This is a genomic window from Chryseobacterium angstadtii (genome assembly GCF_001045465.1).
Lineage (GTDB): Bacteria > Bacteroidota > Bacteroidia > Flavobacteriales > Weeksellaceae > Chryseobacterium > Chryseobacterium angstadtii.
The window spans coordinates 85549-111980 of the sequence record NZ_LFND01000002.1 but is presented as its reverse complement, the minus strand read 5'-3'; the positions used below and the strand labels follow the sequence as shown (position 1 = coordinate 111980).

The window sequence follows — 26432 nt, the reverse complement described above, 5'->3', positions numbered from 1 at the left end:
AAATAATAATAGTAAACAGCTGTGGAAATAATTTTCACAGCTGTTTTTTTATGATCTATGATAACTCAAAATCGGTTAGTTTTTTCTAAATTTGAACCATTAAAACCCGCCTTTAAAAATGCAGAACTACCTAGACCTTTTACAGCATATCCTAGACAATGGAACAGATAAGACCGACAGAACCGGAACCGGAACCAGAAGTGTTTTCGGGTACCAGCTGAGATATGATCTGTCTAAAGGTTTTCCAATGGTAACCACCAAAAAAGTACATCTGAAATCCATCATTTATGAACTGTTGTGGTTTTTAAAAGGCGATACCAATGTCAAATATCTGAATGACAACGGAGTGAGCATTTGGGACGAATGGGCAGATGAAAACGGAGATCTGGGACCTGTTTACGGAGCTCAGTGGAGAAGCTGGCAGGGAGCCAACGGAAAAATAGTAGATCAGATTACCGAGGTAGTTGATCAGATCAAAAAAAATCCGGATTCCAGAAGACTGATCGTTTCCGCATGGAATGCTGCAGAAATTCCCAACATGGCCCTTGCACCATGTCATGCCTTATTTCAGTTCTATGTAGCAGACGGAAAACTTTCGTTGCAGCTGTATCAGAGAAGTGCCGATGTATTTCTGGGAGTTCCTTTCAATATTGCGAGCTACGCACTTTTATTGATGATGGTAGCGCAGGTGTGTGATCTTGAAGTAGGAGACTATGTTCACAGCTTCGGAGATGTTCATATCTACAACAACCATTTTGAGCAGGTGAAAAAACAGCTTTCCAGAGAACCGAGACTGCTTCCGGTCATGAAGCTGAATCCTGAGATAAAAGATATATTTGATTTTAATTTTGAAGATTTTACCCTTGAAAATTACGACCCACACCCGGGAATTAAAGCTCCTGTAGCCATCTAATCAATGAAATTTCCGACAATTTTTGCGGGAGTTGCCATCCTTATTCTTTCGGGCTGTCAGAAACATCAGCAGAAAGAAAAGAAAGTTGCATCCAATCCGCTGATTGAAGAATTTGACTTCACAAAAGATGTTGTCTTTGATACGTTGAATGTGCCTCAGCATTTAAGAAAAACCGTGAAAGATATTTCTGCTTTAAATGTCTATGAAACGGCTTATGGAGGAAAAGGTTCGGAAGGTAACCCTCCCAATTTCAAAAATTTCAGAAAATTATATGACGCTGCTTCAGAACAGGAACTGTTTGCCCTTACGGATAATAAAAATAGTGTAGTAGCTGTATATGCAGTTATTGGACTTTTAGAAAGAAAAGGGAAATACGATGTGTCGGGTTTTCAGAAAATGCTCCACAGAAAAGGGAAGATTCATATTCAGAATGGCTGTATCATCGGTGAAGATCATCCTGCAGAACCTGTGTACTGGAATTATTATTACACATTAAAACCGGAAAAACTGAAGTCTGATGTCAATTTGAAACAGCTCGACAGCATGCTTCTTTTTATGCCGGATGCTTCTGAACTGATCCTTGCCACAGCTTTGAGAAACAGAACCTATTCCGACGGTCTAAAACAGCAGATTGTCAGACTAGCCTTTGACAATCATAGACTGCCCGCATTGCTTTACCTCGATTCCTGGCACAAAAAAGAATATGCTGGCCCGTTGCAGAAAGAGTTTATAAAACTTATCGAAAACGATTCTATTGGAGAAAGCCGTAAAAGGGATTATGTATCAATGCTTCTTTCCTTTAATAATACCGGAAACAAAAAAATAATTCTGAATTATCTCAAAAAAGACAGCCTTTGGAGAAATGAGCCCCAAATCATGTCACAGCTGGAAAATAACGGGATTTCTGCTGAAGATTACCGGTAATATTTCCCATTTTGTTTGTAACAGATTCTGCGATTTTACTACTGATTGTAAAACGATAATATGATTCTTAAAAAACTGTTTTTTGTTGCGGCAGCAGGCATTTCCTGTACTGCGTTTTCGCAAAGTGTGAACAAACAGAAACTCATGGATTATCTCGATTCACTTTCTGTACATCATAAAGTAATGGGAAGTTTTGCCATGACGGAAAATGACCAGCCCACTTTTCAGAAAGTTATTGGTTTTTCCGATGCCTCAAAACAGCAGAAAGCCAATATAAATACCCAATACCGCATTGGTTCTATTTCGAAAACATTCACCGCAGTACTTGTGATGAAAGCTGTTGAAGAGAAAAAGTTAGCCCTTGACGCCAAACTTTCCACCTGGTATCCGGAAATTGAGAATGCAGATAAAATCACCATTGAAAATCTTCTGCAGCACAGAAGCGGAATCCACAATCTGACTGATGAGGAAGAATACTGGACTTATAACACAAAGCCGCAGACGGAACAGTCGCTGCTTACTATCATTAAAAAATATAAAAGTGACTTTTCTCCGGAAACCAAATATGAATACAGCAATTCAAACTACATTCTGCTGGCCTTTATATTGGAAAAAGTATACAAAAAGACCTATGCAGAGCTGCTTCAGAGAAAAATAACCGAACCTTTGAAATTAAAACTGACAAAAGTAGGCGGAAAAATTGATCCCTCCCAAAACCAGGCACTTTCCTATACGTATTCCAATGGAAGTTACCAGCCGTGGCAGGAAACTGATATGAGTGTTCCGACAGGCGCAGGAAATATTATTTCTACACCTGCCGAGCTTCTGAAATTTATCATTGCCCTGGAAAATGGAAAATTGGTCAGTAAAGAAAGTCTGGCCCGGATGAAAAACTTTAAAGACGGATATGGCTACGGAATTGCACAAGTACCTTTCGAAAAATATTCCGGATATGGGCACAATGGTGGAATTGATCAGTTCCTTTCCGTACTGTATTATTTCCCTGAATTGAAAACGGCTGTCAGCTTTATGACCAATCAGTCCGATTATAACAATAATGATATTTCTATTAAAATGCTGCAGACATCCATTGGCAAAGACTTTAAAATGCCTAATTTTAGAGAAGTTTCTGTAGCCGCAGAAATTCTGAAAAAATATGAAGGATTGTACAAGGCAGAAGGATTCCCGCTGGACATCAAAATATTTTTAGAAGACGGAAAACTGAAAGGGCAGGCTACAGGACAGGGCACATTCCCACTGGAAGCAGTCTCTGAGAGTGAATTTAAGTTTGAAATGGCAGGAATCAATATGAAATTCAACGCTGAAAAAGGAACGATGGATTTCTCACAGGGAGCCAATAAGTTTACATTTAAAAAACAGTAAAATGAAATATTTGAAGATAAATACCGAAGAAGGAGCAGATCTGGAAGCATTAAAAAATGCAGTATTACAGCTGAAAGGCGTGGCTTCTGCAGAAATTATTGATGATGAAAATCCCGAAAGCGAGTTGAAAAAAGCATTTGCCAAAACAAAAGAACAGCTGAAAACAGGTGATTATGAAACCCTCGTGAATGATATTTTCGATATAATAACAAAAAATAATTCTAAAAAATAATTAATAAAGTAACAGATGAAAAAGGCGATTTTGTCCATTGCTATACTCGGAATTTTCTTTTCCGCGAATGTATCAGCACAAACCGAAACTTCAGGAAGAGAAAAAGTGTACAGAGCTACACATACCAAAGTAACGGAGCTTAAACATACAAAGCTTAAAGTCAATTTTGATTATCAGAAAGAGCAGATGGGCGGGGAAGAATGGTTGACGGCCTCTCCTTATTTTTATCCTACCAATGAATTAACCCTTGACGCAAAAGGAATGCTGATTCATGAAGTAGCTCTGGACAACAACGGAAAGAGATCTCCCCTGAAGTATGAATACAAAGACGAAATCCTAAAAATCACACTGGATAAAACCTATCAGAAAAATCAGGAATATACCGTATATATCAAGTATACCGCCCGCCCGAATGAAGTGAAACAAAAAGGAAGCATGGCCATCAATGATGCCAAAGGACTTTATTTCATCAATGCACAGGGACAGGATCCGGATATGCCTACTCAGATCTGGACGCAGGGTGAAACGGAATCCTCTTCTGCATGGTTCCCAACCATTGATAAACCCAATCAGAAGACTACTCAGGAAATCTACATGACCGTTCCTGACAAATATGTTACCCTTTCCAACGGAATTTTAAAAGATTCGCAGAAAGAAGGGAACAACCTGAGAACCGATCATTGGGTAATGGATAAAAGACATGCCACTTATCTGTTCTTTATGGGGGTAGGCGAGTATGCCATCGTTAAAGACAAATGGAAAAATATTCCGGTAGATTATTACATCGAAAAAGAATATGAACCTTATGCAAAACAGATCTACGGAAATACCCCGGAAATGATCGAGTTTTTCTCCAAAAAGCTGGGATATGACTATCCATGGGCAAAATATGCACAAATTTCAGGAAGAGATTATGTAAGTGGCGCCATGGAAAATACGACAGCCACTCTTCACGGAAGCGATATTCTTCAGAAACCGGGACAGTTAATTGATGAAAACAAATGGGAAGATACTATTGCTCATGAACTGTTCCATCATTGGTTCGGAGATCTTGTAACTGCGGAAAGCTGGAGTAACCTTACCGTAAACGAATCTTTCGCCAATTATTCCGAATACCTTTGGAATGAGTATAAATACGGAAAAGATCAGGCAGATTACCACCAAATGTCTGATGTCAACATGTACATCCACAATCCCAAAGATTTCAAGAAAGATCTGGTAAGATTCAATTATGATTCCAGAGAAGATGTTTTCGATCTTGTAACCTATCAAAAGGGTGGAGGTATCCTTCATATGCTGAGAAATTATCTGGGTGATGATGCCTTCTTTGCCGGAATGAATGATTATCTGAAAAGCTATGAATATCAGAATGGAGAAGCTCACCAGCTAAGACTGTCTTTCGAAAAAGTTTCCGGAAAAGACCTGAACTGGTTTTTCAACCAATGGTATTTCGGAAGCGGAAATCCTAAAATCAACTACTCGTTTACCTTTGAACCGGTAAAAAAACAGGTGGCGGTAACAATCAACCAGACTCAGGAGCAGCCTTTTGAATTCCCTCTTGCCATTGATGTATACGACAATGGAAAGCCGAAAAGATACAACGTTTGGGTAAATGCAGAAGCGAAGAATACCTTTAATTTTGATGTTTCTAAAACGCCTGATCTTGTCAATATCAATGCAGACGGTATTTTGCTGGCAGATATCACCGATACGAAAACTCCGGAGCAGAACCTGATGCAGTTCACCAATTCTAAGGAATTTAAGAGCAGATACACGGCTTTGACAGCTATAAAAGACCAGGTAGGAAAAAATCCTGCAGCGACAAAATTATTGGCGGCAGCATTAAAAGATCCGTATTTCAGAACAAGAATCAAAGCCCTTCAGCTGATGGATCTTTCCAATCCTGAGCAGGCAAAAGCTTTGGCAGCAGATGTTGAGAAATTAGCATCCAATGATCCGAAAACCCTTGTTCAGGCTGCTGCAATTGGTGCCCTGACGAAAACGAAGGATAAAAAATACCTTCCGGTTTTTGAAAAAGGAATTAATGCAGTTTCTAATGCAGTAAAAGCTAATTCGTTAAGTGGTGTTGTAGCGATAGATCCGTCAAAAGCAAGTACACTGGCTGATAAAATTGATCTTGAAGGCGTTTCAGATGAAATGCTGGGCCAGCTTCTTCCTGTTATTGTAAAGAATAAAGTGACGTCTCAGATGTCTAATATTACTCCACTTGTGGCATTCTATCCATTTATTAAATTCCAGAATCCGGAATTAGGAAAGTCTGCAGAAGAAGGGTATAACTGGATTATGAGCTCAGATAACCTGAAAGCAACTGAAAATGTAACCAAAATCCTAAGCCATGCGAAAGGCGAAATGGGAGACAATCCTCAGGTAAAAATGATGATTTCCCAGATGCTGAAAGATGGTTTAAGTAAGAAAATGGAATTGCTGAGACAGAATCCTCAGAATGCAGCAAGCATTAACAAGCAGATTGATGCGCTGAACAAAGCCATTGAAGATTTTAAGTAAACAGACCTTTAAAATTTATAATCATATAAAACCGCTGCAATAAACAGCGGTTTTTTTATGATTTTTGCATTGAAAAGAGAAATTAGACCCCAAAATTGGAGGTGTATTCAAACATCATTTTATAAATTCGTATAAAAATTTAAAATAGAATGACTTTTGGAATTGAGGCTGCGGGCTATTATGTGCCGTCTTTATATTTAGAAATTAAAGATCTGGCGGAGAAAAGAGGGATTGAATCGGCAAAACTGGAAAAAGGCCTGGGGCTGCATAAGATGGGTTTTCCGGATGTTCATGAAGATGCGGCAACATTTGCAGCTGAAGCTTTATTAAAACTGATTAAGGATTATGATCTTGATCCGAAAGATATAGCAAGAATTTATTTGGGAACCGAAAGTGCTCTGGATGCTGCTAAACCAACAGCTTCTTATGCGATGCAGATGGTTGAAAAGCAACTGGAAAAAGAGTTTGGAGAAAGATGTTTCAGAAACTGTGATGTGGTAGATATGACCTTTGCCTGCATCGGAGCAGTAGATGCCCTGCATAATTCTCTTGATTTTGTAAGAGTGAATCCTGATAAAAAAGCAGTGGTTATTGCCAGCGATTATGCTAAATATGAACTGGCATCTTCCGGAGAATACACTCAGGGTGGAGGCGCAGTAGCACTGTTGGTTTCATCAAAACCTGATCTCCTGGAAATAGAAAACAACTGGGGAGTGGCTACAGAAAGTGTTTTCGACTTTTTTAAACCCCGAAGACACTATCATAAAGAAGATCTCAATGCGGCACCAGATACTTTCCCTGATAAAATTGAAGTTTTTACGGATGAACCTGTTTTTGACGGACAATATTCAAATCAGTGTTACCAGGACAGAATAAGAGAAGCTTATCAGCATTATAAAGAAATTACAGGAAAAGATAAACCTTATGAGGACTGGAGATACCTTATTTTCCATCTTCCTTATGCCTTCCACGGAAAAAGAGTATTTACAGAAATTTACAGTCTCGAAAATGGAATCTCTTACCAAACGCCGGAGGAACAGAAGGCCGTAGCAAAATCAGAAAATTATTTGGGTTTTATTAACGAAAAGATTGAAAAATCACAGCGTGCGTCTTCAGAAATCGGAAATATGTATACGGCTTCTATATTCATGGCTTTGCTTTCTGCATTGCAGGTTTCCTTTAATGAAAACGAAGAGTTGGATGGTCAAGAAATTGGGTTTTTAGGATATGGAAGTGGTTCAAAATCGAAAGTTTTTGCAGGAAAAGTTTCTAAAGATTGGAAAACAGTAGTTTCAAAATGGAATTTATTTGAAAATTTAAAAAATAGAACGGCTATTGATTTTGAAACCTATGAAAAACTCCACAGAAAACAGCTGAATCAGTCCGTTAATAAAGATTACAGCGGTTTTGGTCTTGTATCTGTAGAATCGGGAAATCCTGTTTTGAACGGAGCCAGATATTATCATAGTCAGGATTAAAAAATATCAGCGGGGTAAAGGATCTGGATCTGAATCTCTATCCCAGTGAATTATCATCCTTGTCAAGGTTCAAAAACCTTGACAAGGATGATACTCCTCAATACTTTCAGAATAGAACAGCTTCCCTCTCCCAGCTTCAAACTTCCTTCCTCTCTATTTCCAGAAACCATTATTCTCAGCCCAAGCTTTAAAAAGTTCCGGCCATGAGGCAGTTGGGCTTTCTTTTTTACCCATTCCCCAGCCATGTCCTCCGGTTTGGAAAAGATGCATTTCAGCCGGAACATTCACTTTTCTTAAAGCAGAATAGAGAAGTATGCTGTTATTTACAGAAGAAATAGGGTCATCCTGTGCCTGTGCCAGGAAAGTAAAAGGCATATCAGAAGTTACCTGTTTTTCCACCGAAAATGCGGTTTCCACCGAAAGAGCAGGTTTGTTTCCGATAATACTTTTCCGTGAATGGGTATTATTATTGGGAGGCAGCATGGAAATAACCGGATATATTAATCCTGTAAAATCAGGTCTGGCAGATAAAGAGTCTGTTTCATCAACGGGCTGATAAAGCTTTTTATGAGGCAGAGCCGATGTAAAACCTGCCAAATGTCCTCCCGCAGAAAACCCCAGAATTCCTACTTTATGGGGGTCAATATTATATTTTTTAGCCACACTTCGAATCAAACGCATGGCTCTTTGGGCATCTTCAAATGGGACATTGTACGTTTTCCAGTTCTCCTGCGGAAGCCTGTAAATAAGTTCGAACGCTGTAATTCCTTCAGACTGGAGCCATTGAGCTGCAGGAGTACTTTCTTTACCCATCTCAATATGGGCATATCCACCACCGCTGATCACCAGAATAGCAGTTCCGTTGGGATTGGAGGGTTGATGAACAATCAGCCGTGGATTTGAAATATGGGTGACAGATCCTTTATCGGTTATAACTTCTGCATCTTGAGGACCCGGACCTTCAGGCATATTATGGTTCCACAAAGGAATCTGTCCCTGAACTGATAAGGTATGATCTGTCTTCTCCCGAATTTGTGCTTCGCATCGGATACCGGAAATAAGCAGTACAATAGTGAAGACCGTAAGTGTTCTCATAGATGTATTTGATCTTAAAATTAAAATAATCTGTTGATTATGCCAAGTGCATCCTTCTAATTAATTTCTTAATAACTTATAAAAAACACTTCTTTCTTTGAAATGCTTTTTCTTTTTTAATGATTTATTGTTTATTTTTTTTGATGAATTTAGAGGTGAAATCTTTATTTTGTTTACATATTGATAAAAATGAATCTTTATTTTATTAATGATAATTTAAGTTATTGTTAATTTTATTTTAAAATTTTTTGATTTCGTTTTATTAGAGTTATTTTTTTTTCTGTCATAAAAATTCCATTTAATTTCTATTTCAAAGAATTTTTTAAAGTATTTTGATAAACCATGTTTTTTAAATAGGTTGTTTTTTTGTTTTTAACTAAATTAATACGCTTTAATTCGTTGTTTTACAGTGTTTTGTGTTTTGAATTTGTTAAGCTTTATTAACATATTTGCTGTCTATAATGCTAAAATTAAAAACATGAATGTAAAATTATGTGTGTTAAGTGTCGGAGCTTTATTCTTTATGGGGCAGGCTGTGTCAGCACAGAAGGTCAAAAAAGATACAATCTCCTCAAAAGAAATTGATGAAGTTTTAGTTATTGGTTATAGAAATACAACCAAGAAAACATCAGCAACTTCAGTTGCAACAGTTGATAGTAAAACGATTGAAAACAGGCCTAATGCAAATGTCATGAATATTATTCAGGGGCAATTGGCCGGAGTAAATGTTACTGCAAGTACTGGACAACCGGGCGCTAAGCCTACGGTTATCATTAGAGGAGTAGGTACATATAATGGAAATTCTGATCCATTGTATGTTATTGATGGCTTTCCTTCCAATAGTGATAATTTTAGATCAATAAATCCGAATGATATTGATTCTTTTTCTGTACTAAAGGATGCTGCGGCAATTGCAGAATTTGGATCGAGAGGATCCAACGGGGTCATAATAATTACCACAAAGAATGGGAAGTACAACCAAAAAATGCGTGTTCGGTATAGTACTCAGTTTGGAGTGTCTGTTTTACAGGATCCAAAATACAACTTTTCCAATGCCAAAGAATTACTAACCATGCAAAAAGGGTTTGGTGTAGGTATGGGAGCTAAAATGACTGATGAGCAAATTGCTAATTATACTATAAATACAGACTGGAGGAAAATTTTCTTCAGACCTGCAATTACCCAGAGCCATGACCTGGCAATAGAATCCGGAGGGCAGAACATTAATTCATATACGTCAGTAGGTTACCTTGATAATGAAGGAATTTTAAAAACAACGGGATTAAAAAGATTTACTGTAAGAAACAATATTAATGGCAGGAGCGAGAACGAGCGATTCAAATATTCATTAGTTACAGGTTTTGGATTCTCTAAAAATAATGAAGCAATACTGGATGGTGGAGCAGTTAATAGAAATTATGTTTTAGGAGCCTATCAATCTGCACCTTATTTATCTCCTGATCTGTATCAAAGTGGGCAACAGTTATTTGATTTATACTCCAAAGATGGAACATTGTTGTACACTCCATTAATGCTAATGGATAAATTAGTGAACTATGGCAATCTTACGGAAGAAATTAGAATGGATATGGCTGCTAATGTATCATACAAGCTTACCAATGATTTAACAGCAAAGATGAGAACTTCAGGACAATACCTGAATAATAGATTTGTTCAATCAGAATATCCACTTTCCTTTAATGCATTTTTATTCAAAGGAGCACAGGAATTTTCCGGTTTTGAAGATATGAATTTGAGAAGGGAATTTTTATTTAATAATCTTTGGCAATTGGAGTACTCTAAAACAATAGGTAACCATACTTTTACACTCCAGGGAAATGCTGAATATAACTATTCGCAGCTCAATATTAATAATACAAGACAAAGAGGACTTGATCCCAAAACATTTGTTCCCGGAACAGGAGCCGGCTATGTGGCAGATACATCAAGCAATGATTTTTATGTACCAACAACTAGTACGTCAAAGTTAAAGTGGGCCATGATATCATATTTTGGATCAGTTGATTATGATTTTAATAAAAAATATGGAATTACGGGTGTTCTTAGAAGAGATGGAACCAATAGATTCTTTGATGATAAACAATGGGGTACTTTTTGGTCTGTCGGAGGAAGATGGAATCTTGATGAAGAAACATTTATGGAGAATATAAAGTTTGTAGATGCATTCAAGATTAGGGCATCTTATGGTACACAAGGAAATCAGAGAATTGTAGACGGAACCATTTATGCAGGATTAAACCCTCCGGGCTATACCAATGTTTACAGTGTAACCAATAATACATATAACGGAACTCAAGGTTATGCAATTAACTTCGGTGATAAAAATTTGAGATGGGAAACTACCAAACAGTATAATATCGGATCTGATTTTGAATTTTTTAAAAGAAGATTAAAAGGATCTTTCGATTATTATGTGAAAAAAACGCATGATTTATATATGCCGGATCCTACAGCTCCGGTGTTGGGAACCTTGAGTATCGTAAGAAATACCGATGTCATTTTAGAAAATAAAGGTATTGAATTAAGCTTAGCTTATGATATGTTAAGGAGCAATGGAAACGGTGTTTCGCTAACCTTTAGAGTAAATGGATCAATAAATAATCAAAAGATAAGTGGTATCAAATCTGGGGGTGGCAGGATTGCAGATGGGCTAGTAGTTACTGCTAATGATGGATTGCTTAGAGAGTATTTTCTATATAAATATTTAGGTGTAAACCCAGCGAATGGTAATCTTTTGTTTGAGGATGCTAATGGTAATTCAACGGAAAATCCTACAGATGCGGATAGAAAGCTTATGGGGGTAAATAGACTGCCAAAATACCAGGGAGGTTTTGGGTTTGATTTTGGCTACAAAAGTTTCTTTGTTTCATCTACTTTCACTTTTGTTGCAAAAGTAAAGCGCTTTGATTATGATATGTCTAGTTTATATAACCCTAATAATATAGCACAGTTTAATGTGGAGAGAGATCTTTTAAATGCTTGGACGTCTACTAATACCAATACAAATGTTCCTTCTCTTAAAGCAGCTAATCTGGGGTTACAGGGTAATTCTGATAGATTCCTGGTAGATGCTTCTTATGTTAGACTTAGAAATGTGCAGGTGGGATATCGAATTCCTAAAAAACTCTTAGCAGATACCTTTATCAGTGATATGGCAATCACGTTACAGGGAGAAAATTTACTCACATTTACAAAATGGAAAGGATATGATGTGGAAAATCCAAACGCATCTGATCAACAAAGATATCCAACACCTAGAGTTGTAACATTAGGTTTTGATATTAAGTTCTAATTAAATTAAGATAAACAACAATGAAAAAAATATTTAAATATATAATAGCAGCATCAGGAATATTATTTACTTCTTGTAGTAATGAGCTTATAGCACCATTTACTCCGGGATCTTTAACGGAAGAGACTGCCATCACACAATCTTCAGATTTACAAAAGCTTATTAACTCAACATACAATATACTTTCCAATAGATCAGAGTTTGTTTTTTCTTCTGTTTTTACAGATGAGGTTGGAATTGGTTATGCAAATGGAGGGCAGGGTATCTCTTCAGAATATATATTTTTAGTGATTCCTTCTTCAGAGCTTTCGTCTAATATCTGGGTTAACACTTATTTTGCTTTAGCAAGAGCTAACAGAGTCATTAAATATGCAGATACTGTAGTGCCAATTAACCCAACCGATGCTGAGCTGATTTCCAGATTGAAAGCAGAAGCTTTGACTGTTAGAGCTTATGGACATTTGAAAATATTATCATATTTTTCACCCAATCTAAAAGATGATAATGCATTGGCTGGAATACTTGCCAATAGAGTATTTGAGCCGGAAGAAAAAGAAAATCCCAGAGTGAAGAATGGTGAATTTTATGCACAAATTCATAACGATTTAGATGCAGCATTAGCAATTTATAATAGCCTGAGTAATTATACTGCAAATAATAATTTTGCGAATAAAAACTTTGCAAAAGGCTTAAAAGCTCGGGCTTATGCTTATAAAGAAGATTACATTAATGCAGAAAAATGGGCGGATGATGTAATTAATAACTCAGGTGTTACTTTAGCAAATCCGGCAGATTACCGAAAAGTATTCTTTACGGATAATGAACCTGCAAATAAAGAAGTTATTTTCAGATTAAAAAGAACTGTTCAGCAAAATGCCCAGGGTACTAATTTGCATAATGGATGGTGTTCTGTAGCACCGAACTTAAATGGTTCCCCGCTCTATGAAGTGGGTAGATCACTTTTTAATATACTGGATCAAAATCCAGGTGATGTAAGAAGAAATGTGATTGTAGCTCCATCTTCTATTATTGATCCTAATTATGCAACTTCTGCTGATTACAGAAATACGGATAAATTAATTATTCAGAAACATGGGGGCACCGAGACGGGTAGTGTTACAGCAGCGGTTACGGCTACTAATGGATTCAACAATGATTTTAAAATCATGAGAATTTCTGAAATGTATTTAATCAAAGCGGAAGCAAGAGCAGAAGCTGGAGATTTAGTTGGAGTAGGATTAGCATTAAAATCTGTTTTAGATGCAAGATTTGGAGTTACACAAGTTCCTCCTGTATATGCAAATGCAACAGCTGCTTGGGCTGGAATTTTAAAAGAAAGAAGATTAGAGTTAGCCTATGAAGGACATCGTTTTATAGACATCAAAAGATTAGCAACGAAAGCTAATGTTACGATTAATAGAGATCCGGCTGATTACTCTTCCAGTTCTTCCAACTACCCTGCAGCAAATCCTGCTAACTTGCCAAACAATAGTTATAAGTTTGCTTTACCAATTCCTCAAAACGAATTGAATGCAAATCCGAATATTGTTCAGAATACGGGATACTAAAAAAATACTGCCACCAATATTTAAAGAATGGGGCTGTCTCAAAAGTGAGACAGTCCCATTTATTTTTTAATCCGGACTACAGATATTCCTTAGAAAATACAGCCCTTGTCTGATAGCTTTTTGGAGTAACTCCTACCAGCTGTTTGAAAACCCGGGTGAAATAATTGGTGTCTGAAAACCCTGTTTGATAGGCCGTTTCTTTAATGCTGTTCTGTCCGGCTAGCAATTCCTTTGCCTTGTTGATTCTTTCCTGCAGGATAAAATCATTCGGAGAAGTTCCCAATTCATCCTTGAACATTTTAAAGAAATTGGATTTGCTTACATAAGCCAGTTTTGCAATACTGTCGATGGACAGCTTTTGGTGAAGGTTTTTACGGATATAGTCTACCGCGAATCCTATTCTGGATTTGTTTTTTGCAATATTCTTTTCTACCATGCTTCTTGCCTGAGTCTGCATCAGGCGGATCAGAAGTTCCTTCAATGCAAAATCTGCCATAATATCCTTTTGAGTATTATCATCCATGGCTATTCTCATGATGTTATTCGTTGCAGAAGCCAAAGATTTATTATTAAAAAGAAAAAACTCATCCAGCTGAATATTCCATTGCGAAGTTTCATCCACTTTAGGAAGACTGTAATTTAAATAATTGAGAGAATCCTCTATAAAGTCAGGATTCAGGCTTAAAGAAATACATTGGGTAGGGGCTTCATCTGCTTCGGGAAAGTCGATGACCATCGTTTCTCCGGGAGCAACAAGAACACTTTCTCCGGGAAAATAATCAAAGTAATTGGTTTTATTATCCAGCTTCATATGTTTTTTACCCCTTAACATGGCAGTAAAAGCAATATTTTCAAAATGAAGTTTGACCCCGAAAGCTGCTTTGTGAGTCTCGTAAATGCTAAATTCACAGTTGTTTAGATTGAATTTTGTCTGGTTTTCAACAAGGTTCAATAACTGGCTCTCTTTCTTTAATTCAGGAGTGTTTAATAAAAATTTATTATCGTTATTCATTTCTAAACATTTTGTAAAACCCAATAACTCAAATATATAAATTTTAGCCCTACACTGTTGTTAATAAAATTATAAAATTGAACATCTGCACTATTTTGAAGCTTTTTTATACGATTGTGCTATCTCTTTTTCATGGGTAAATGTAATTTGGTGGTAGGAAAAAATTAAAATTACATTAATATGAGCACAATGACAGAACCGAAATCAGAGACTGCTTTCCAGTGGCCTGAATTCAAAAACAAATACGATAACTATATTGACGGTAAATTTACTCCTCCGGTTAACGGACAGTATTTCAATGTAGTTTCACCGGTTAACGGGCAGAATTTCACTCAGGTAGCCCATTCTTCCAAAGAAGATCTGGAGCTGGCGGTAAATGCGGCTGATAAAGCATTCCAGACATGGAAAAATACATCCTCTACAGAAAGAAGTATTATTCTGAATAAAATAGCAGACAGGATAGAACAAAACCTTGAGTACCTTGCCATCGTTGAAACCATCGATAACGGAAAAGCGGTAAGAGAAACCTTAGCTGCTGATTTACCCCTTGCAATAGACCATTTCAGGTATTTTGCTTCCGTAGTCAGAGCAGAAGAAGGTTCCCACAACGAACTTGATAAAGACACCGTTTCCCTGATCGTACACGAACCACTGGGAGTTATTGCTCAGATCATCCCCTGGAACTTTCCGATACTGATGGCGGTTTGGAAGCTGGCTCCGGCCCTGGCTGCAGGAAACTGTGTAGTATTGAAGCCGGCAGAAAGTACACCCGTTTCTATCATGGTTTTAATGGAAATTATTGGTGATTTGCTGCCTCCGGGAGTGATGAATATCGTTAATGGTTTTGGAGCCGAGCTGGGAAGAGCTTTAGTGACCAACCCGAAAGTATCAAAAGCCGCATTTACGGGTTCTACAGCCACGGGGCGCCTCGTAATGCAATACGCAACAGAAAATATTATTCCTGTAACCCTTGAACTAGGAGGGAAATCTCCAAACGTTTTCTTCAGCTCAGTGATGGATGCTGATGATGAATTCCTTGATAAAGCCATTGAAGGAGCAGTTCTTTTTGCCCTGAATCAGGGAGAAATCTGTACATGTCCTTCAAGACTTCTGGTTCAGGAAGATATTGCGGATGCATTCATTGAAAAGGTCATCGAAAGAGTAAAAGCCATAAAAGTAGGAAACCCTCTGGACAAAACAGTAATGATGGGAGCTCAGGCATCCCAGATCCAGAAAGATAAGATTCTTTCCTACATTCAGTTAGGAAAAGAAGAAGGAGCGGAAGTGCTTATTGGAGGAGATGTAAATAATGTGGGTGAAGATTTACAGGATGGGTTTTATATCCAGCCTACGATTTTCAAAGGCAACAACAGGATGAGAATTTTCCAGGAAGAGATCTTCGGTCCGGTACTGGCTTTCACCACTTTTAAAAATGAGGAAGAAGCAATCAAAATAGCCAATGACACCATCTATGGACTTGGGGCAGGCGTATGGACCAGAGATGCACACCAGCTGTACAATGTTCCGCGTCAGATCCAGGCGGGAAGAGTTTGGGTAAATCAGTACCATTCTTATCCGGCAGGAGCACCTTTTGGAGGATACAAGCAGTCGGGAATTGGCAGAGAAAACCATAAAATGATGCTTGACCATTACCGTCAGACCAAAAATATGCTGATCTCCTATAACAAAAACAAATTAGGTTTCTTTTAATTTTTAAATATTAGGGCGTGCCCGTTTGCCCCTGCAGAAGCCGGGGCAAAACGGTCGGGCTTGTCCGGGGCTTCACTTCGTTTCGGTGCTCCATTTCATTCCGTACCGGCTCGTTCCTCGCCGCCCCTCCCATCCCTCACGCGAAAACAGACGAAGAGGATTTTTTCAATGTGAAAAGTCAATTTTGCTACGCAAGTCAATAGTGAATGACCAGTCAATAGTAAAATTCACAATTGACCATTCATCACTCATCATTTATCATTCACCATTAATCCAAATCCAAACTCAAAAAAATATGATCCCAAAAACAATGAAAGCCGCCATAGTTCAAGGCTACGGACAGCCGCTTAAAATAGAAGAAGTTCCGGTGAGAGAGCCCGGAAGATATGAAGTATTGGTAAAAGTAATAGCCTGCGGAGTATGTCACACAGATTTACATGCTGTAGACGGAGATTGGCCTGCCAAACCGAAAATGCCTCTGATTCCAGGACATGAAGGAGTAGGTATTGTAGTGGCTTGCGGACCGGAAGCACAGGTAAAAGAAGGAGATGCGGTAGGAGTTCCGTGGCTGTACAGTGCCTGTGGATGCTGTGATTATTGTATTACCGGATGGGAAACCCTTTGTGAAGCTCAGAAAAATGGCGGATACAGTGTAGATGGGGGCTTTGCAGAATATGTAATTGCTGATTCAAGATATGTGGGACACCTAAAATCGGATGTCAATTTTCTGGAAATTGCCCCTATTTTGTGTGCAGGAGTTACCGTTTATAAAGGTTTAAAAGAAACTGAAACAAAACCTGGAGAATGGGTGGCTATTTCAGGAATAGGAGGACTGGGACATGTGGCTGTTCAGTATGCAAAAGCTATGGGAATGCATGTGGCAGCTATTGATGTAGCAGATGACAAACTGGAACTCGCGAAAAAACTGGGAGCAGACCTCGTCGTGAATGCAAAAAATACAGACCCTGGAGAATACCTGCATAAAGAAGTCGGAGGAATGCATGGTGCACTTATTACCGCCGTTTCTCCGATTGCTTTCAAACAGGGGATAGATGTACTCAGAAGAAAAGGAACCATTGCGCTTAACGGGCTTCCTCCGGGTTCTTTTGAGCTTCCTATCTTCGAAACCGTATTAAAGAGAATAACCGTGAGAGGTTCTATTGTCGGAACAAGGAAAGACCTTCAGGAAGCACTCGATTTTGCTAATGAAGGCCTTGTAAAAGCAACGGTAACCTCGGCAAAACTGGAAGATATCAATGACGTTTTTGATAAAATGAAGAAAGGACAGATTGACGGCAGGATCGTATTAGATATTGCCGGCTCAAATTAAGTTGTTATGAGTTAATGGGCCCGGCAGATTTTTTTGCCGGGTTTTTTAGTAAAAGAAGATGAAGAATACAAATACATTTTGCAATACAGAGTATCTTGTTTGGATGAATTTCAGCAGTCTGTTATTTTATCGAAGATAAAATCCTCGCGCCTTACAACAGAATAAAGATAAAAAAAATCGCGCCTTTGCGATTAACTAATATATTCATTTATTAAAAAAGAAAATAGAAGAATGTCCTTATTGTTGTTAATCGCAAAGGCGCAATTTTTTATAAAAATAGAGTTTTAAGGCGCCAGGGATTTGACTTTGTCAAATTTTAATACTGCTTTTTTTATGGTAGAATTTAAAATTGATGAGTTAATCTTAATAATTCTAACTATCAACATGATTATTTTATCGGAGATAAAATCCTCGCGCCTTAAAACATAATCTAAGAAATACCTTTTGCGCCCTTTGCGATTAATAATATACAGCTAAAAGAAACAAAATCACTTAATCAAAAATGCTTTTCAAAAAGAAATGCTGAATTCTATCATCAATTAAATCTTCGTACCTTAATACAGACAAACTTGTTTAATAAAAAGAAAAAAATGGAAACCACAATATCAAGACTATCCGCTACAGAAGCTGCACTGGACATTATTTTCGAACTCGAAAAAAAATACGGAGCCCTCATGTTTTATCAGGCAGGCGGGTGCTGTGAAGGTACTCAGCCGCAATGTTTTGAGAAAGGAGGATTTTTCCCCCGCATGAATGATGCCATGATTGGAACGATCAATGGACATGAATTCTGGATAGACCGCGATTTATTCGAATACTGGAAATATTCTCACTTTACACTGGATGTTACAGATGGATTCGGACCGGGCGGCTTTTCCCTAGAAACCCCTTTAGGCAAAACTTTCAAAGTTCATTACAGACTTTTCACTCCGGAAGAATATGAAAACCTGGAGCCTGTAAAACGAAGTGAATGAATTAAATTTATAATTTAAACTGATTATTATTTTGGGCAAGAAAATGAATTTCTCTTTCAAAGTCATATCTGCCTCTTTTTATACAGGCTTTTAAAGTGAAATAATGAGAAATTACAAGAATTAAAGGGATGAATGATGAAAACATCAGTTCTGCATTTTCTTGAAGAAGATAATTAATATTTAAAATTATGATCAGGAGAAGTATGGATAAGAAAGTAAGACTAATCATATGAATCTTTGAAGGAAATAATTCAATATTGATCAATGTCTTTTTACTTTCCTGTTGTGAAAATCTACCTTTTATAACCGGAACTATAACATTTGTGTCAAAAAAATACAATCTTCTTTTTATCAGAAAATAATCTTCTTTAATTTCTCCCCGATATTCAAATCTTGTGGGAATCCCATTATCGGGAACTAATGAAATGAAGGTAGTATTTGTTTTATATGTAATTTTCTTCAAACTTTCTATGAAATCAGGTTTATGCATTTCAATATCAATATTAAACCTATCATAGAGGCCGATACTTTTATAAAAAGAGCTCATATTAAATTTCAAGTTAATTTTTGAAGTTTATGCGATCCGTAGGACTTTTTATTTAGCGGATACTTAGAAAATATTATAGAAAATTATAATTTTTATTATATGAGTCAGACCTTCACAAACCGGTTCACAAACATCGCAGCCACAATATCTCCTACAGCATTCAGAACTGTAGCCAGCGGATCTACCAGTGTTCCGATAATCATTACAGCCGGAATGGCTTCCTGTGGTAATTTATAGACAGAAATCATCAGCATTTCACCAATATAACCGCCATTGGGAATTCCGCCTGCTACAATACTTACAAAAACCGTGATTCCTAAGGCAAGAAGTAAATTGGCAGGATCGAAAAAATCTTTCCCGATAATCAGAAAAGCCACATATATTTTGATAATAGATGACATGGAAGACCCGTTCTTATGAAGCGTAGTACCGATAGGAATCACCAGATTGGCAATAGAATTCGGAATTCCGATTTTTGAGGCAGCCTGAAGGTTCGCAGGCATAGTGGCAAAACTGCTGCAGGTACTCAAAGCTGTTAGAGTAGGGTATACCGCATTGCCCCAGAAACTTTTAATCCCTTTTTGACCGTTTGCCATAAAAGCATACAGTGAAAAGAATACAAAAAAGTAAACAATTCCAGCAATATAATAAAGTCCTAAAGGCTTAGCGTAAAACCCAAAAAGCTGAGGTCCCAAAGTAGCTACCTGATAAGCAAAATAAGCACCCAGACCAATGGGAGCCAGTTTCATAATCAATAAAAGAAGCTCCTTCATCACTTCATATCCGGAAGCAATAAAAACCCTGAAAGGTTGGCCTTTTTCTCCGGACTTTCGGGCCGCAAAACCGGTCATGAAAGAGAAGATAAGAAGAGCCAGCATATTTTGCCTTGAAAAAAGTTGGGTAAATTCTCCAACGGTGAAGAAACTCACGATCCTGTTGCCCCAGCTGTCTTCATTAGCCGCTTCAGAAACAATTTCAGAGCTGCCTGAAACTCCCGAAACAGGAAACAAATACACGGCGCAAATAGTAAAAACGGCTGCCGTCAGAATAAAAAACAGAAAAGTGAAAGACATCACCAAAATGATTTTTCCAAACTTAGACTGCTGTTCCAGGGAAGCAATAGAATTGGAAACGGCAAAAAACACCAGAGGAACCACACTTACGAAAAGGAGGTTCAGGAAAATATCTCCAAGCGGTTTAATATATTCCACAACACCGGGAGCCGTAATTCCGATAATGCTTCCGGCAACAATTCCTAAGAGTAAAAGTATAATTCCTGAGTAGTTTTTCAGTACCTCGTTCATGCAGCGCTTTTTATCAAAGATAGCTTTATTTTTAACATTCTCTTATACAATTTTCAGTTGCAAATTTCATAAATTTGAGTAAACCAGATTTCTATGGCTTATATAGATTACTATAAAATTTTAGGCGTAGATAAAAGCGCAACCCAGGATGATATCAAAAAGGCCTATCGAAAACTGGCCAGAAAACTGCATCCTGATCTTAATCCCGACGACAAAGAAGCGGAGAGAAAATTCAAAGAACTGAATGAGGCCAATGAGGTACTCAGTAACCCTGAAAACCGTTCTAAATATGATAAGTACGGAGAGAACTGGAAACATGGCGAAGAATATGAAAAAGCCCAGCAACAGCAAAGGCAATATCAGCAGCAGAATTATGGCGGAGGCGGATTTTCCGGAGCAGATTTCGGTGAAGGTGAAGATTTTTCAGATTTTTTCCAAAGTATGTTTGGCGGTTCCGGCAGTGGTTTCGGGAAAAGTTCGAGAGGAACCTCTTCAGGAAAGTTCAAAGGGCAGGATGTTCATGCTGAATTGAATTTAAACCTGAAAGACGCGGCACAAACCCATCCGCAGACTTTTGAAATCAATGGTAAAAAAGTAAGAATTACCATTCCGGCCGGAGTCTATGACGGGCAGCAAATCAAACTGAAAGGACATGGCAGTCCGGGATTTAATGGAGGCCCGAACGGAGATCTGTACATCACATTCAATATTGCGATGGACCCTGATTTTGAAAGAATCGGGGACGATCTGAAAACCAAAGTGTCAATTGACCTGTATACCGCTGTTTTGGGTGGTGACGTAAAAGTAAACACACTGGATGGAAGTGTGAATCTCAAAGTAAAACCTGAAACGCAGAACGGTACAACCGTAAGACTGAAGGGAAAAGGCTTTCCGGTGTACAAAAAAGAAGGCCAGTCCGGTGATCTTTTTGTGACATATGAAGTGAAATTGCCAACGGATCTTACCGATCGACAAAAAGAACTTTTTGAACAACTTAAAAATTCCTAAGCCATGACTGAAAGAATATCGCGGGAAGAACTCGTAAGAATATACAATATAGAGATCACTTTTTTTGACGAATTGGTGGATGTGGGTTTACTGAACATAGAAACAGAGAATGAAATCCGGTATTTATTATATGAAGATCTTCCGGTTTTCGAAAGGTTTACCAACTGGCATTACGATCTGGAAATCAATCTTCCAGGTCTGGAGGTGATCAGTGATATGCTTCGGAAAATGGAAGCTTTAAAGCAGAAAAACCGTGAACTGATGAATAAACTTTCTGCCATGAATGACCAATATGAAGATATTTAATTTAGTTTTGTACATCTTTAAAAACAAATTAAACAGTTCTAAGAAATGAATGCCGAGAAAGTCATCCGATTAAATGTAAACAGAAAAGATTTTGAAGAAATTTATTTCAGCGGTCAGCAGGGAAGCCTGTTTTTTTCGTCTGCTACGAAGGGTAAAACGGTAACCACCGCAGTTGTAGGAGGAATTCTTTTGATTTTATTTTTTTTCAAAGATGATTTAAGCAAAGAGAAGTTTGGCATTTTATATTTTGTAAGCTTTTTATTTCTGTTGTGTACCGTCTATCTTTCTTTAAGCATCAACAAGGTTTCCCGATGGAAAAAAGAGGTGAACAAATACCTGAAATCCCTGGAAGATTCCGAAATCTACGAAATCAGATTAAATAATGAAATTTTTAATGTCAATCTCAATCATCAGGAAGAATTAAGTAAATGGGGCGACTTTAAGGACTTTGATGTCAATGACGAATTTATTTCTTTAGAAGGAAAATTCAATTATATGTTTCCTAGAAAATCTATGAGTAAAGGAGATTATGAAGCTTTAAAACAGGCTTTGAAGAAGAATATTAAGATGTAGGAGGAGGTTGAAAAGGCACGAATAGGTGAAGAAAGCTGAGATGGCAAATAAAGCTAAGAAAGGCTGAAAGGGCAAATAAGCATATCTATAAGTTTGCCTATTAATAAAAATAAAAAAATCAGAGTGGCACTACTCTGATTTTTTTATTTTGTAGGCGACTAACAAGTAAATTCACCTCTTCATAATTAGCCTCCTCAGCTTTCTTCGCCTATTCGCCTTTCTGTTTTTATTCCAGCCACCCCATTTCCTTCATCCACTCATCGTTGTAGATTTTTCCTACATACCTTGAGCCGTGGTCATGAAGAAGAACAACAATTACATCGTCTTTAGTGAACTGGTCTTTCATCTGAATAAGAGAAGCTATTGCACTTCCTGCAGAATATCCACAGAAAATTCCTTCCTCTTTAGCCAGTTTTCTGGCATAGATAGCTCCGTCTTTATCAGTAACCTTTTCAAAATGATCAATTACGGACATATCATAATTCTCAGGAATAATATCTTCCCCGATTCCTTCCGTAATATATGTATAAGCATGGTCATAATGAAGCTCACCTGTTTCATGGAATTCCTTCAGAATAGAACCGTAAGTATCCACTCCGATTACTTTGATGTTTGGATTTTTCTCCTTGAAGAATGTACCGCAGCCTGTAATAGTACCTCCTGTTCCGGCACCTACTACAAAGTGAGTCAGATTACCCTCCGTCTGTTCCCAGATTTCAGGTGCTGTAGACTCATAATGAGCCGTTCTGTTGGATAAATTATCATATTGGTTCACATACCATCCGTTTTCTGTTTCTTTAGCCAGTCTTTTTGAAACTGAATAATAAGAACGCGGATCGGTAGGTTTTACATCAGTAGGGCAAACAATAACTTCTGCTCCTACAGCACGAAGGATATCACATTTTTCTTTAGACTGTTTGGAGTTGGTTACAAAAATACATTTGTAGCCTTTGATGATGGCGGCAAGAGCAAGCCCCATTCCGGTATTTCCTGAAGTTCCCTCAATAATGGTGCCTCCCGGCTTTAATCTGCCGTCTTTTTCGGCATCTTCTATCATTTTCAGAGCCATTCTGTCCTTTACGGAATTTCCTGGATTGAAGGTCTCTACTTTTGCTAAAACTAATGCAGGAAAGTCTTCCCCTAAAACTTTATTAAGTTTTACAAGCGGTGTATTTCCTATCGTTTCAAGAATATTTTTTGCGTATTTCATAAATGTTTTATAAGCGGTGCAAAGATAATGCTTTAAAAATTAGCTGCGTAATTTAAAGATTATGATTTGTAATGAATAATGAAAGGTCAATTGCGAATTTTATTAATGTGCGTTTATTGACAATTGACTTGCGAAGCAAAATTGACTTTTCACCTTGCAATTATCGTGAATAGTGAATGATCAATTGTGAATTTTACTGAAAGTTGGTCATTAACAATTGACTTGCGAAGCAATATTCACAATTCACCATTGATCTTTAAAGGCATACGATTTCTCTTAGTTATATTTAATCACTTTCACCGGAGAAATCTTGCTGATCAGGTAGCTCGGAATAATCAAAGCGAGACCGGAAATAAGAAGAATTCCCAATGAAATAGATATAATCGCTACCGGATTAAGATCTACAGGAACCGTACTTACATAATAGTTCTCAGGATTTAGTTTGATGATTCCGAAAAATTTCTGAAGTAAAATCAAACCTAAGCCAATGGCATTTCCATACAAAAGCCCGGGGATCATAATGATTAAAGTATAATTGATGAAAGTAGCCCTAATCTGTGAATTGCTGGCTCCCAATGTTTTTAAAAGCCCGATAGAATTGGTTCGCTCAATGATCAGAATTAAAAGAACCATAATGATATTGATAACCACTACGATGAGCATAATGATAATGATCAGTGCAATATTGGTGTCAAAAATACTGATCCAGTCGGTGATCTGCGGAAATTTTTCCGTTGCTTTTTCAGCGTAATTTTTGTAGCCTATCAGTTTTTCAATCTCCGGAAAATCTTTATCGATATCGTTTACATTTTTAAGGAAAATATCAAGACCTCCGATTTCATCCGGCTTCATTTCCTGAATTTTTCTTACATGATTGATTCCGCCGATAACAAACTGATCATCAATCATTTTAATATCGGTTTTATAAATTCCGATAACCCTGAACTTACGGTAAATAGGTTTCTGGTCTGCTTTTGAAAATACGGTAACTATACTGTCATTAACTTTAAGGTGAAGATCATTAGCCACCTTTTGTGAAATAGTCACATCGTTATTGTACCCTTTCTCTGTTACCTTCGGAGTTGTTCCGGCTACAAGAAATTTTTTGAATCTCAGGCTGTCGAAATCCTTTCCGATTCCTTTAAATATAATTCCTGAAAAATTATGTTCATTACGCATGATTCCAGTTACCGTAGCATATTTCTGAACACTTTCTACATCCGGAAGTTCCTTGATTCTTTGAATATTGAGCCCCTGATTATCCAGTACGGAAGTATTGTAAGAAGAATTTGATCTTGTAGACCGTACGGTAATGTGTCCGCTGAAATCTGCCAGTCTTTCCTTAATGGCTTTTTTGGAACCGAACCCTGTAGCTACCGTAATTAAGGAAACAATGATTCCCAAAGCTACGGAAAGCCTGCCGATGAAGATGATAACTCTTGAAAGGTTATTTTTGTTATCTTTGGAAAACGCTATTTTTCTAGAGAAATATAAAGGAAATTTCAAGCTTATGAATTTAGATTTCAAAATTAAAAATTTACTTCTTATTTGCCTAATTTTTTTAGGAGTATTCAACCAATATTATTCTCAGAGTCAAGATCAACGGGGTTTTAAGAACGGGGCAGACCAGTCTGAACTCTATCTTCCGTTGCTGAAAAATAAAACAATAGGAGTGGTGACGAACCAAACCGGGTTGATGAGTGATAAAAACCATGTGGTAGATTTTTTAGTAAAAAACAATATTAAGATCAAAGCTATTTTTGCTCCGGAGCACGGGTTCAGAGGTGATGCTGATGCTGGTGAAAAAGTGAAAAACGGGGTAGATACCAAAACAGGAATTCCTATTATTTCTTTATACGGAAACAATAAAAAGCCTAAACCTGAGCAGCTTAAAGGTATTGATATTGTCGTTTTTGACATCCAGGATGTAGGAGTGAGATTCTATACTTATATTTCAACTTTAGCTTATTTGATGGAGGCCGGAGCGGAAAATAATGTAGAAATAATGGTCCTTGACCGTCCAAATCCTCATGACGGATATACAGATGGTCCGGTTTTGAAGAAAAAATGGTCAAGCTTTGTAGGAATGCATGAAGTTCCGGTTGTTTACGGATTAACGATAGGTGAGTATGGGAAGATGGTGAATGGCGAAAAGTGGCTTAAAAATGGAGTTCAGGCAAAATACACGCTGATCCCGATGAAAAACTATCATAAAAAACAACGGTATCCAATTTTGGATAAACCTTCTCCGAATCTGCCCAACGATAAATCAATTAATTTATATCCGAGTCTGTGCTTTTTCGAAGGAACTCAGGTTTCTGTAGGAAGAGGAACCAGTCTTCCGTTTCAGATTTACGGATCTCCATGGACGCAGGGATTACCTTACCAGTTTACCCCAAAACCGAATTTTGGAGCGAAAGATCCCTTCCTGAATGGTAAATTATGCTACGGTGAAGATCTTTCAACGTATTCAAAGGATTTGAGGGAGCTGAATCTTGAATGGCTGATTAAATCCTATAAAAGCTATAAAAACCCGCAACAGGGATTCTTTCTTGAGAACCTGTTCTTCGATAAACTGGCCGGGACAGATGAGTTCAGAAAACAAATCATTGCAGGAAAATCAATTCAGGAAATTAAAGCTTCGTGGAAAGGTGATCTGGAAAAATTTGAAAAGATTCGTACGAAGTATGTTATGTACCAGGACTAGTTTCTGAAAGTCAATTGTAAATTAGGCTTCGCCGGTTAATAGTGAATCTATTGATCATAGAAAAATTCACAGGCGAAGCCTAATTCATAATTAACCATTCACTTTTTAATCAGTCGAAATTCTGAGGTGGGTTTTTATCGTTTTTCCCTTTATTAAGAATGAAAAGTCCCAGAGACAATCCTATGACACCGGCAAAAGCAGTCATAAGGGCTCTCTCCAGCTTGTCGGGAAGATCGTTTCCGATATAATTCATTAAAAAAAGGATCACAAAAGTAATCAGTGAAATAATAATATGGTTTTTTCCGAACAGTTTCATGCT

General features: G+C 37.5%; 22 protein-coding genes. 15 read left to right on the top strand and 7 right to left on the bottom strand.

Going from position 1 to position 26432, the window contains the following annotated elements; genetic code table 11:
- The first annotated feature begins 118 nt into the window (after nt 1–118).
- The 6 genes from ACM46_RS05810 (at nt 119) to ACM46_RS05785 (ending at nt 7456) form a co-directional block, all read left to right on the top strand.
- Entirely contained in the window at nt 119–913 is a 795-nt protein-coding gene (locus ACM46_RS05810) for a thymidylate synthase (RefSeq protein WP_048505704.1), read from the top strand.
- A gap of 3 nt (nt 914–916) precedes the next feature.
- Complete coding sequence (locus ACM46_RS05805) at nt 917–1837, top strand: hypothetical protein (protein WP_048505703.1); 921 nt, start codon at nt 917–919, stop codon at nt 1835–1837.
- A 60-nt stretch (nt 1838–1897) separates the two neighbouring features.
- Nucleotides 1898–3220: a serine hydrolase domain-containing protein gene (locus ACM46_RS05800; RefSeq protein ID WP_241485970.1), complete on the top strand. Its 1323-nt coding sequence runs from the start codon at nt 1898–1900 to the stop codon at nt 3218–3220.
- Between the two features lies 1 nt (nt 3221).
- Nucleotides 3222–3452, top strand: a complete 231-nt coding sequence (locus ACM46_RS05795; protein WP_048505702.1) for a hypothetical protein — start codon at nt 3222–3224, stop codon at nt 3450–3452.
- A 15-nt stretch (nt 3453–3467) separates the two neighbouring features.
- Complete coding sequence (locus tag ACM46_RS05790; protein ID WP_048505701.1) at nt 3468–5978, top strand: M1 family metallopeptidase; 2511 nt, start codon at nt 3468–3470, stop codon at nt 5976–5978.
- A gap of 149 nt (nt 5979–6127) precedes the next feature.
- Nucleotides 6128–7456: a hydroxymethylglutaryl-CoA synthase family protein gene (locus ACM46_RS05785; protein WP_048505700.1), complete on the top strand. Its 1329-nt coding sequence runs from the start codon at nt 6128–6130 to the stop codon at nt 7454–7456.
- Between the two features lie 153 nt (nt 7457–7609).
- On the opposite strand, the gene ACM46_RS05780 is transcribed toward ACM46_RS05785, so the two are convergent.
- Entirely contained in the window at nt 7610–8551 is a 942-nt protein-coding gene (locus ACM46_RS05780; protein ID WP_053082676.1) for an alpha/beta hydrolase, read from the bottom strand.
- 478 nt (nt 8552–9029) lie between these two features.
- Here ACM46_RS05780 and ACM46_RS05775 point away from each other — a divergent pair, with 478 nt between their 5' ends.
- Both ACM46_RS05775 and ACM46_RS05770 read left to right on the top strand, forming a co-directional pair.
- A complete protein-coding gene (locus ACM46_RS05775; protein WP_048505699.1) occupies nt 9030–11864 on the top strand; it encodes a SusC/RagA family TonB-linked outer membrane protein in 2835 nt (944 codons plus the stop codon).
- Between the two features lie 20 nt (nt 11865–11884).
- Nucleotides 11885–13432 (top strand): RagB/SusD family nutrient uptake outer membrane protein, encoded by a 1548-nt coding sequence (locus tag ACM46_RS05770; RefSeq protein ID WP_048505698.1) that lies wholly within the window; start codon nt 11885–11887, stop codon nt 13430–13432.
- Nucleotides 13433–13508: 76 nt separating this feature from the next.
- Here the strand turns inward: ACM46_RS05770 and ACM46_RS05765 are convergent, their stop codons facing one another.
- On the bottom strand, nt 13509–14444 hold the full coding sequence (locus ACM46_RS05765) for an AraC family transcriptional regulator (protein WP_048505697.1): 936 nt from the start codon (nt 14442–14444) through the stop codon (nt 13509–13511).
- Between the two features lie 180 nt (nt 14445–14624).
- On the opposite strand from ACM46_RS05765, the gene ACM46_RS05760 reads away from it, so the two are divergent.
- The 3 genes from ACM46_RS05760 to ACM46_RS05750 all read left to right on the top strand — a co-directional run bounded on the left by ACM46_RS05760 (nt 14625) and on the right by ACM46_RS05750 (nt 18458).
- On the top strand, nt 14625–16154 hold the full coding sequence (locus tag ACM46_RS05760; protein ID WP_048505696.1) for an aldehyde dehydrogenase family protein: 1530 nt from the start codon (nt 14625–14627) through the stop codon (nt 16152–16154).
- A gap of 295 nt (nt 16155–16449) precedes the next feature.
- Nucleotides 16450–17484, top strand: coding sequence for an alcohol dehydrogenase AdhP (adhP, locus tag ACM46_RS05755; RefSeq protein ID WP_048505695.1), 1035 nt, complete (start codon nt 16450–16452; stop codon nt 17482–17484).
- 590 nt (nt 17485–18074) lie between these two features.
- Complete coding sequence (locus ACM46_RS05750) at nt 18075–18458, top strand: DUF779 domain-containing protein (protein ID WP_048506134.1); 384 nt, start codon at nt 18075–18077, stop codon at nt 18456–18458.
- A gap of 7 nt (nt 18459–18465) precedes the next feature.
- On the opposite strand, the gene ACM46_RS05745 is transcribed toward ACM46_RS05750, so the two are convergent.
- On the bottom strand, nt 18466–19005 hold the full coding sequence (locus tag ACM46_RS05745) for a hypothetical protein (protein WP_048505694.1): 540 nt from the start codon (nt 19003–19005) through the stop codon (nt 18466–18468).
- A gap of 104 nt (nt 19006–19109) precedes the next feature.
- Nucleotides 19110–20309, bottom strand: coding sequence for a dicarboxylate/amino acid:cation symporter (locus tag ACM46_RS05740; protein ID WP_048505693.1), 1200 nt, complete (start codon nt 20307–20309; stop codon nt 19110–19112).
- 93 nt (nt 20310–20402) lie between these two features.
- Between ACM46_RS05740 and ACM46_RS05735 the strand changes: the two genes are divergently transcribed.
- The 3 genes from ACM46_RS05735 to ACM46_RS05725 are packed head-to-tail and all read left to right on the top strand — an operon-like array spanning nt 20403 to nt 22196.
- The gene (locus ACM46_RS05735) at nt 20403–21317 is read left to right on the top strand and encodes a DnaJ C-terminal domain-containing protein (RefSeq protein WP_048505692.1); all 915 of its coding nucleotides are present in this window, start codon (nt 20403–20405) and stop codon (nt 21315–21317) included.
- 3 nt (nt 21318–21320) lie between these two features.
- Nucleotides 21321–21623, top strand: a complete 303-nt coding sequence (locus ACM46_RS05730; RefSeq protein WP_048505691.1) for a chaperone modulator CbpM — start codon at nt 21321–21323, stop codon at nt 21621–21623.
- A gap of 45 nt (nt 21624–21668) precedes the next feature.
- Nucleotides 21669–22196, top strand: a complete 528-nt coding sequence (locus tag ACM46_RS05725) for a hypothetical protein (RefSeq protein WP_048505690.1) — start codon at nt 21669–21671, stop codon at nt 22194–22196.
- A gap of 226 nt (nt 22197–22422) precedes the next feature.
- On the opposite strand, the gene ACM46_RS05720 is transcribed toward ACM46_RS05725, so the two are convergent.
- Nucleotides 22423–23406, bottom strand: a complete 984-nt coding sequence (locus tag ACM46_RS05720; protein ID WP_048505689.1) for a PLP-dependent cysteine synthase family protein — start codon at nt 23404–23406, stop codon at nt 22423–22425.
- Between the two features lie 276 nt (nt 23407–23682).
- Nucleotides 23683–24912, bottom strand: coding sequence for an ABC transporter permease (locus ACM46_RS05715; protein ID WP_048505688.1), 1230 nt, complete (start codon nt 24910–24912; stop codon nt 23683–23685).
- Nucleotides 24913–24916: 4 nt separating this feature from the next.
- Between ACM46_RS05715 and ACM46_RS05710 the strand changes: the two genes are divergently transcribed.
- On the top strand, nt 24917–26113 hold the full coding sequence (locus tag ACM46_RS05710; protein WP_048506133.1) for an exo-beta-N-acetylmuramidase NamZ family protein: 1197 nt from the start codon (nt 24917–24919) through the stop codon (nt 26111–26113).
- Between the two features lie 109 nt (nt 26114–26222).
- On the opposite strand, the gene ACM46_RS05705 is transcribed toward ACM46_RS05710, so the two are convergent.
- Complete coding sequence (locus ACM46_RS05705; protein WP_048505687.1) at nt 26223–26429, bottom strand: hypothetical protein; 207 nt, start codon at nt 26427–26429, stop codon at nt 26223–26225.
- Nucleotides 26430–26432 lie beyond the last annotated feature (3 nt).

Excerpts from the sequence above, each read along its gene's own strand:
- ACM46_RS05810 (WP_048505704.1), top strand. The coding sequence starts at position 119 with ATGCAGAACTACCTAGACCTTTTACAGCATATCCTAGACAATGGAACA.
- ACM46_RS05805 (WP_048505703.1), top strand. The coding sequence starts at position 917 with ATGAAATTTCCGACAATTTTTGCGGGAGTTGCCATCCTTATTCTTTCG.
- ACM46_RS05800 (WP_241485970.1), top strand. The coding sequence starts at position 1,898 with ATGATTCTTAAAAAACTGTTTTTTGTTGCGGCAGCAGGCATTTCCTGT.
- ACM46_RS05795 (WP_048505702.1), top strand. The coding sequence starts at position 3,222 with ATGAAATATTTGAAGATAAATACCGAAGAAGGAGCAGATCTGGAAGCA.
- ACM46_RS05790 (WP_048505701.1), top strand. The coding sequence starts at position 3,468 with ATGAAAAAGGCGATTTTGTCCATTGCTATACTCGGAATTTTCTTTTCC.
- ACM46_RS05785 (WP_048505700.1), top strand. The coding sequence starts at position 6,128 with ATGACTTTTGGAATTGAGGCTGCGGGCTATTATGTGCCGTCTTTATAT.
- ACM46_RS05780 (WP_053082676.1), bottom strand. The coding sequence starts at position 8,551 with ATGAGAACACTTACGGTCTTCACTATTGTACTGCTTATTTCCGGTATC.
- ACM46_RS05775 (WP_048505699.1), top strand. The coding sequence starts at position 9,030 with ATGAATGTAAAATTATGTGTGTTAAGTGTCGGAGCTTTATTCTTTATG.
- ACM46_RS05770 (WP_048505698.1), top strand. The coding sequence starts at position 11,885 with ATGAAAAAAATATTTAAATATATAATAGCAGCATCAGGAATATTATTT.
- ACM46_RS05765 (WP_048505697.1), bottom strand. The coding sequence starts at position 14,444 with ATGAATAACGATAATAAATTTTTATTAAACACTCCTGAATTAAAGAAA.
- ACM46_RS05760 (WP_048505696.1), top strand. The coding sequence starts at position 14,625 with ATGAGCACAATGACAGAACCGAAATCAGAGACTGCTTTCCAGTGGCCT.
- adhP (WP_048505695.1), top strand. The coding sequence starts at position 16,450 with ATGATCCCAAAAACAATGAAAGCCGCCATAGTTCAAGGCTACGGACAG.
- ACM46_RS05750 (WP_048506134.1), top strand. The coding sequence starts at position 18,075 with ATGGAAACCACAATATCAAGACTATCCGCTACAGAAGCTGCACTGGAC.
- ACM46_RS05745 (WP_048505694.1), bottom strand. The coding sequence starts at position 19,005 with ATGAGCTCTTTTTATAAAAGTATCGGCCTCTATGATAGGTTTAATATT.
- ACM46_RS05740 (WP_048505693.1), bottom strand. The coding sequence starts at position 20,309 with ATGAACGAGGTACTGAAAAACTACTCAGGAATTATACTTTTACTCTTA.
- ACM46_RS05735 (WP_048505692.1), top strand. The coding sequence starts at position 20,403 with ATGGCTTATATAGATTACTATAAAATTTTAGGCGTAGATAAAAGCGCA.
- ACM46_RS05730 (WP_048505691.1), top strand. The coding sequence starts at position 21,321 with ATGACTGAAAGAATATCGCGGGAAGAACTCGTAAGAATATACAATATA.
- ACM46_RS05725 (WP_048505690.1), top strand. The coding sequence starts at position 21,669 with ATGAATGCCGAGAAAGTCATCCGATTAAATGTAAACAGAAAAGATTTT.
- ACM46_RS05720 (WP_048505689.1), bottom strand. The coding sequence starts at position 23,406 with ATGAAATACGCAAAAAATATTCTTGAAACGATAGGAAATACACCGCTT.
- ACM46_RS05710 (WP_048506133.1), top strand. The coding sequence starts at position 24,917 with ATGAATTTAGATTTCAAAATTAAAAATTTACTTCTTATTTGCCTAATT.
- ACM46_RS05705 (WP_048505687.1), bottom strand. The coding sequence starts at position 26,429 with ATGAAACTGTTCGGAAAAAACCATATTATTATTTCACTGATTACTTTT.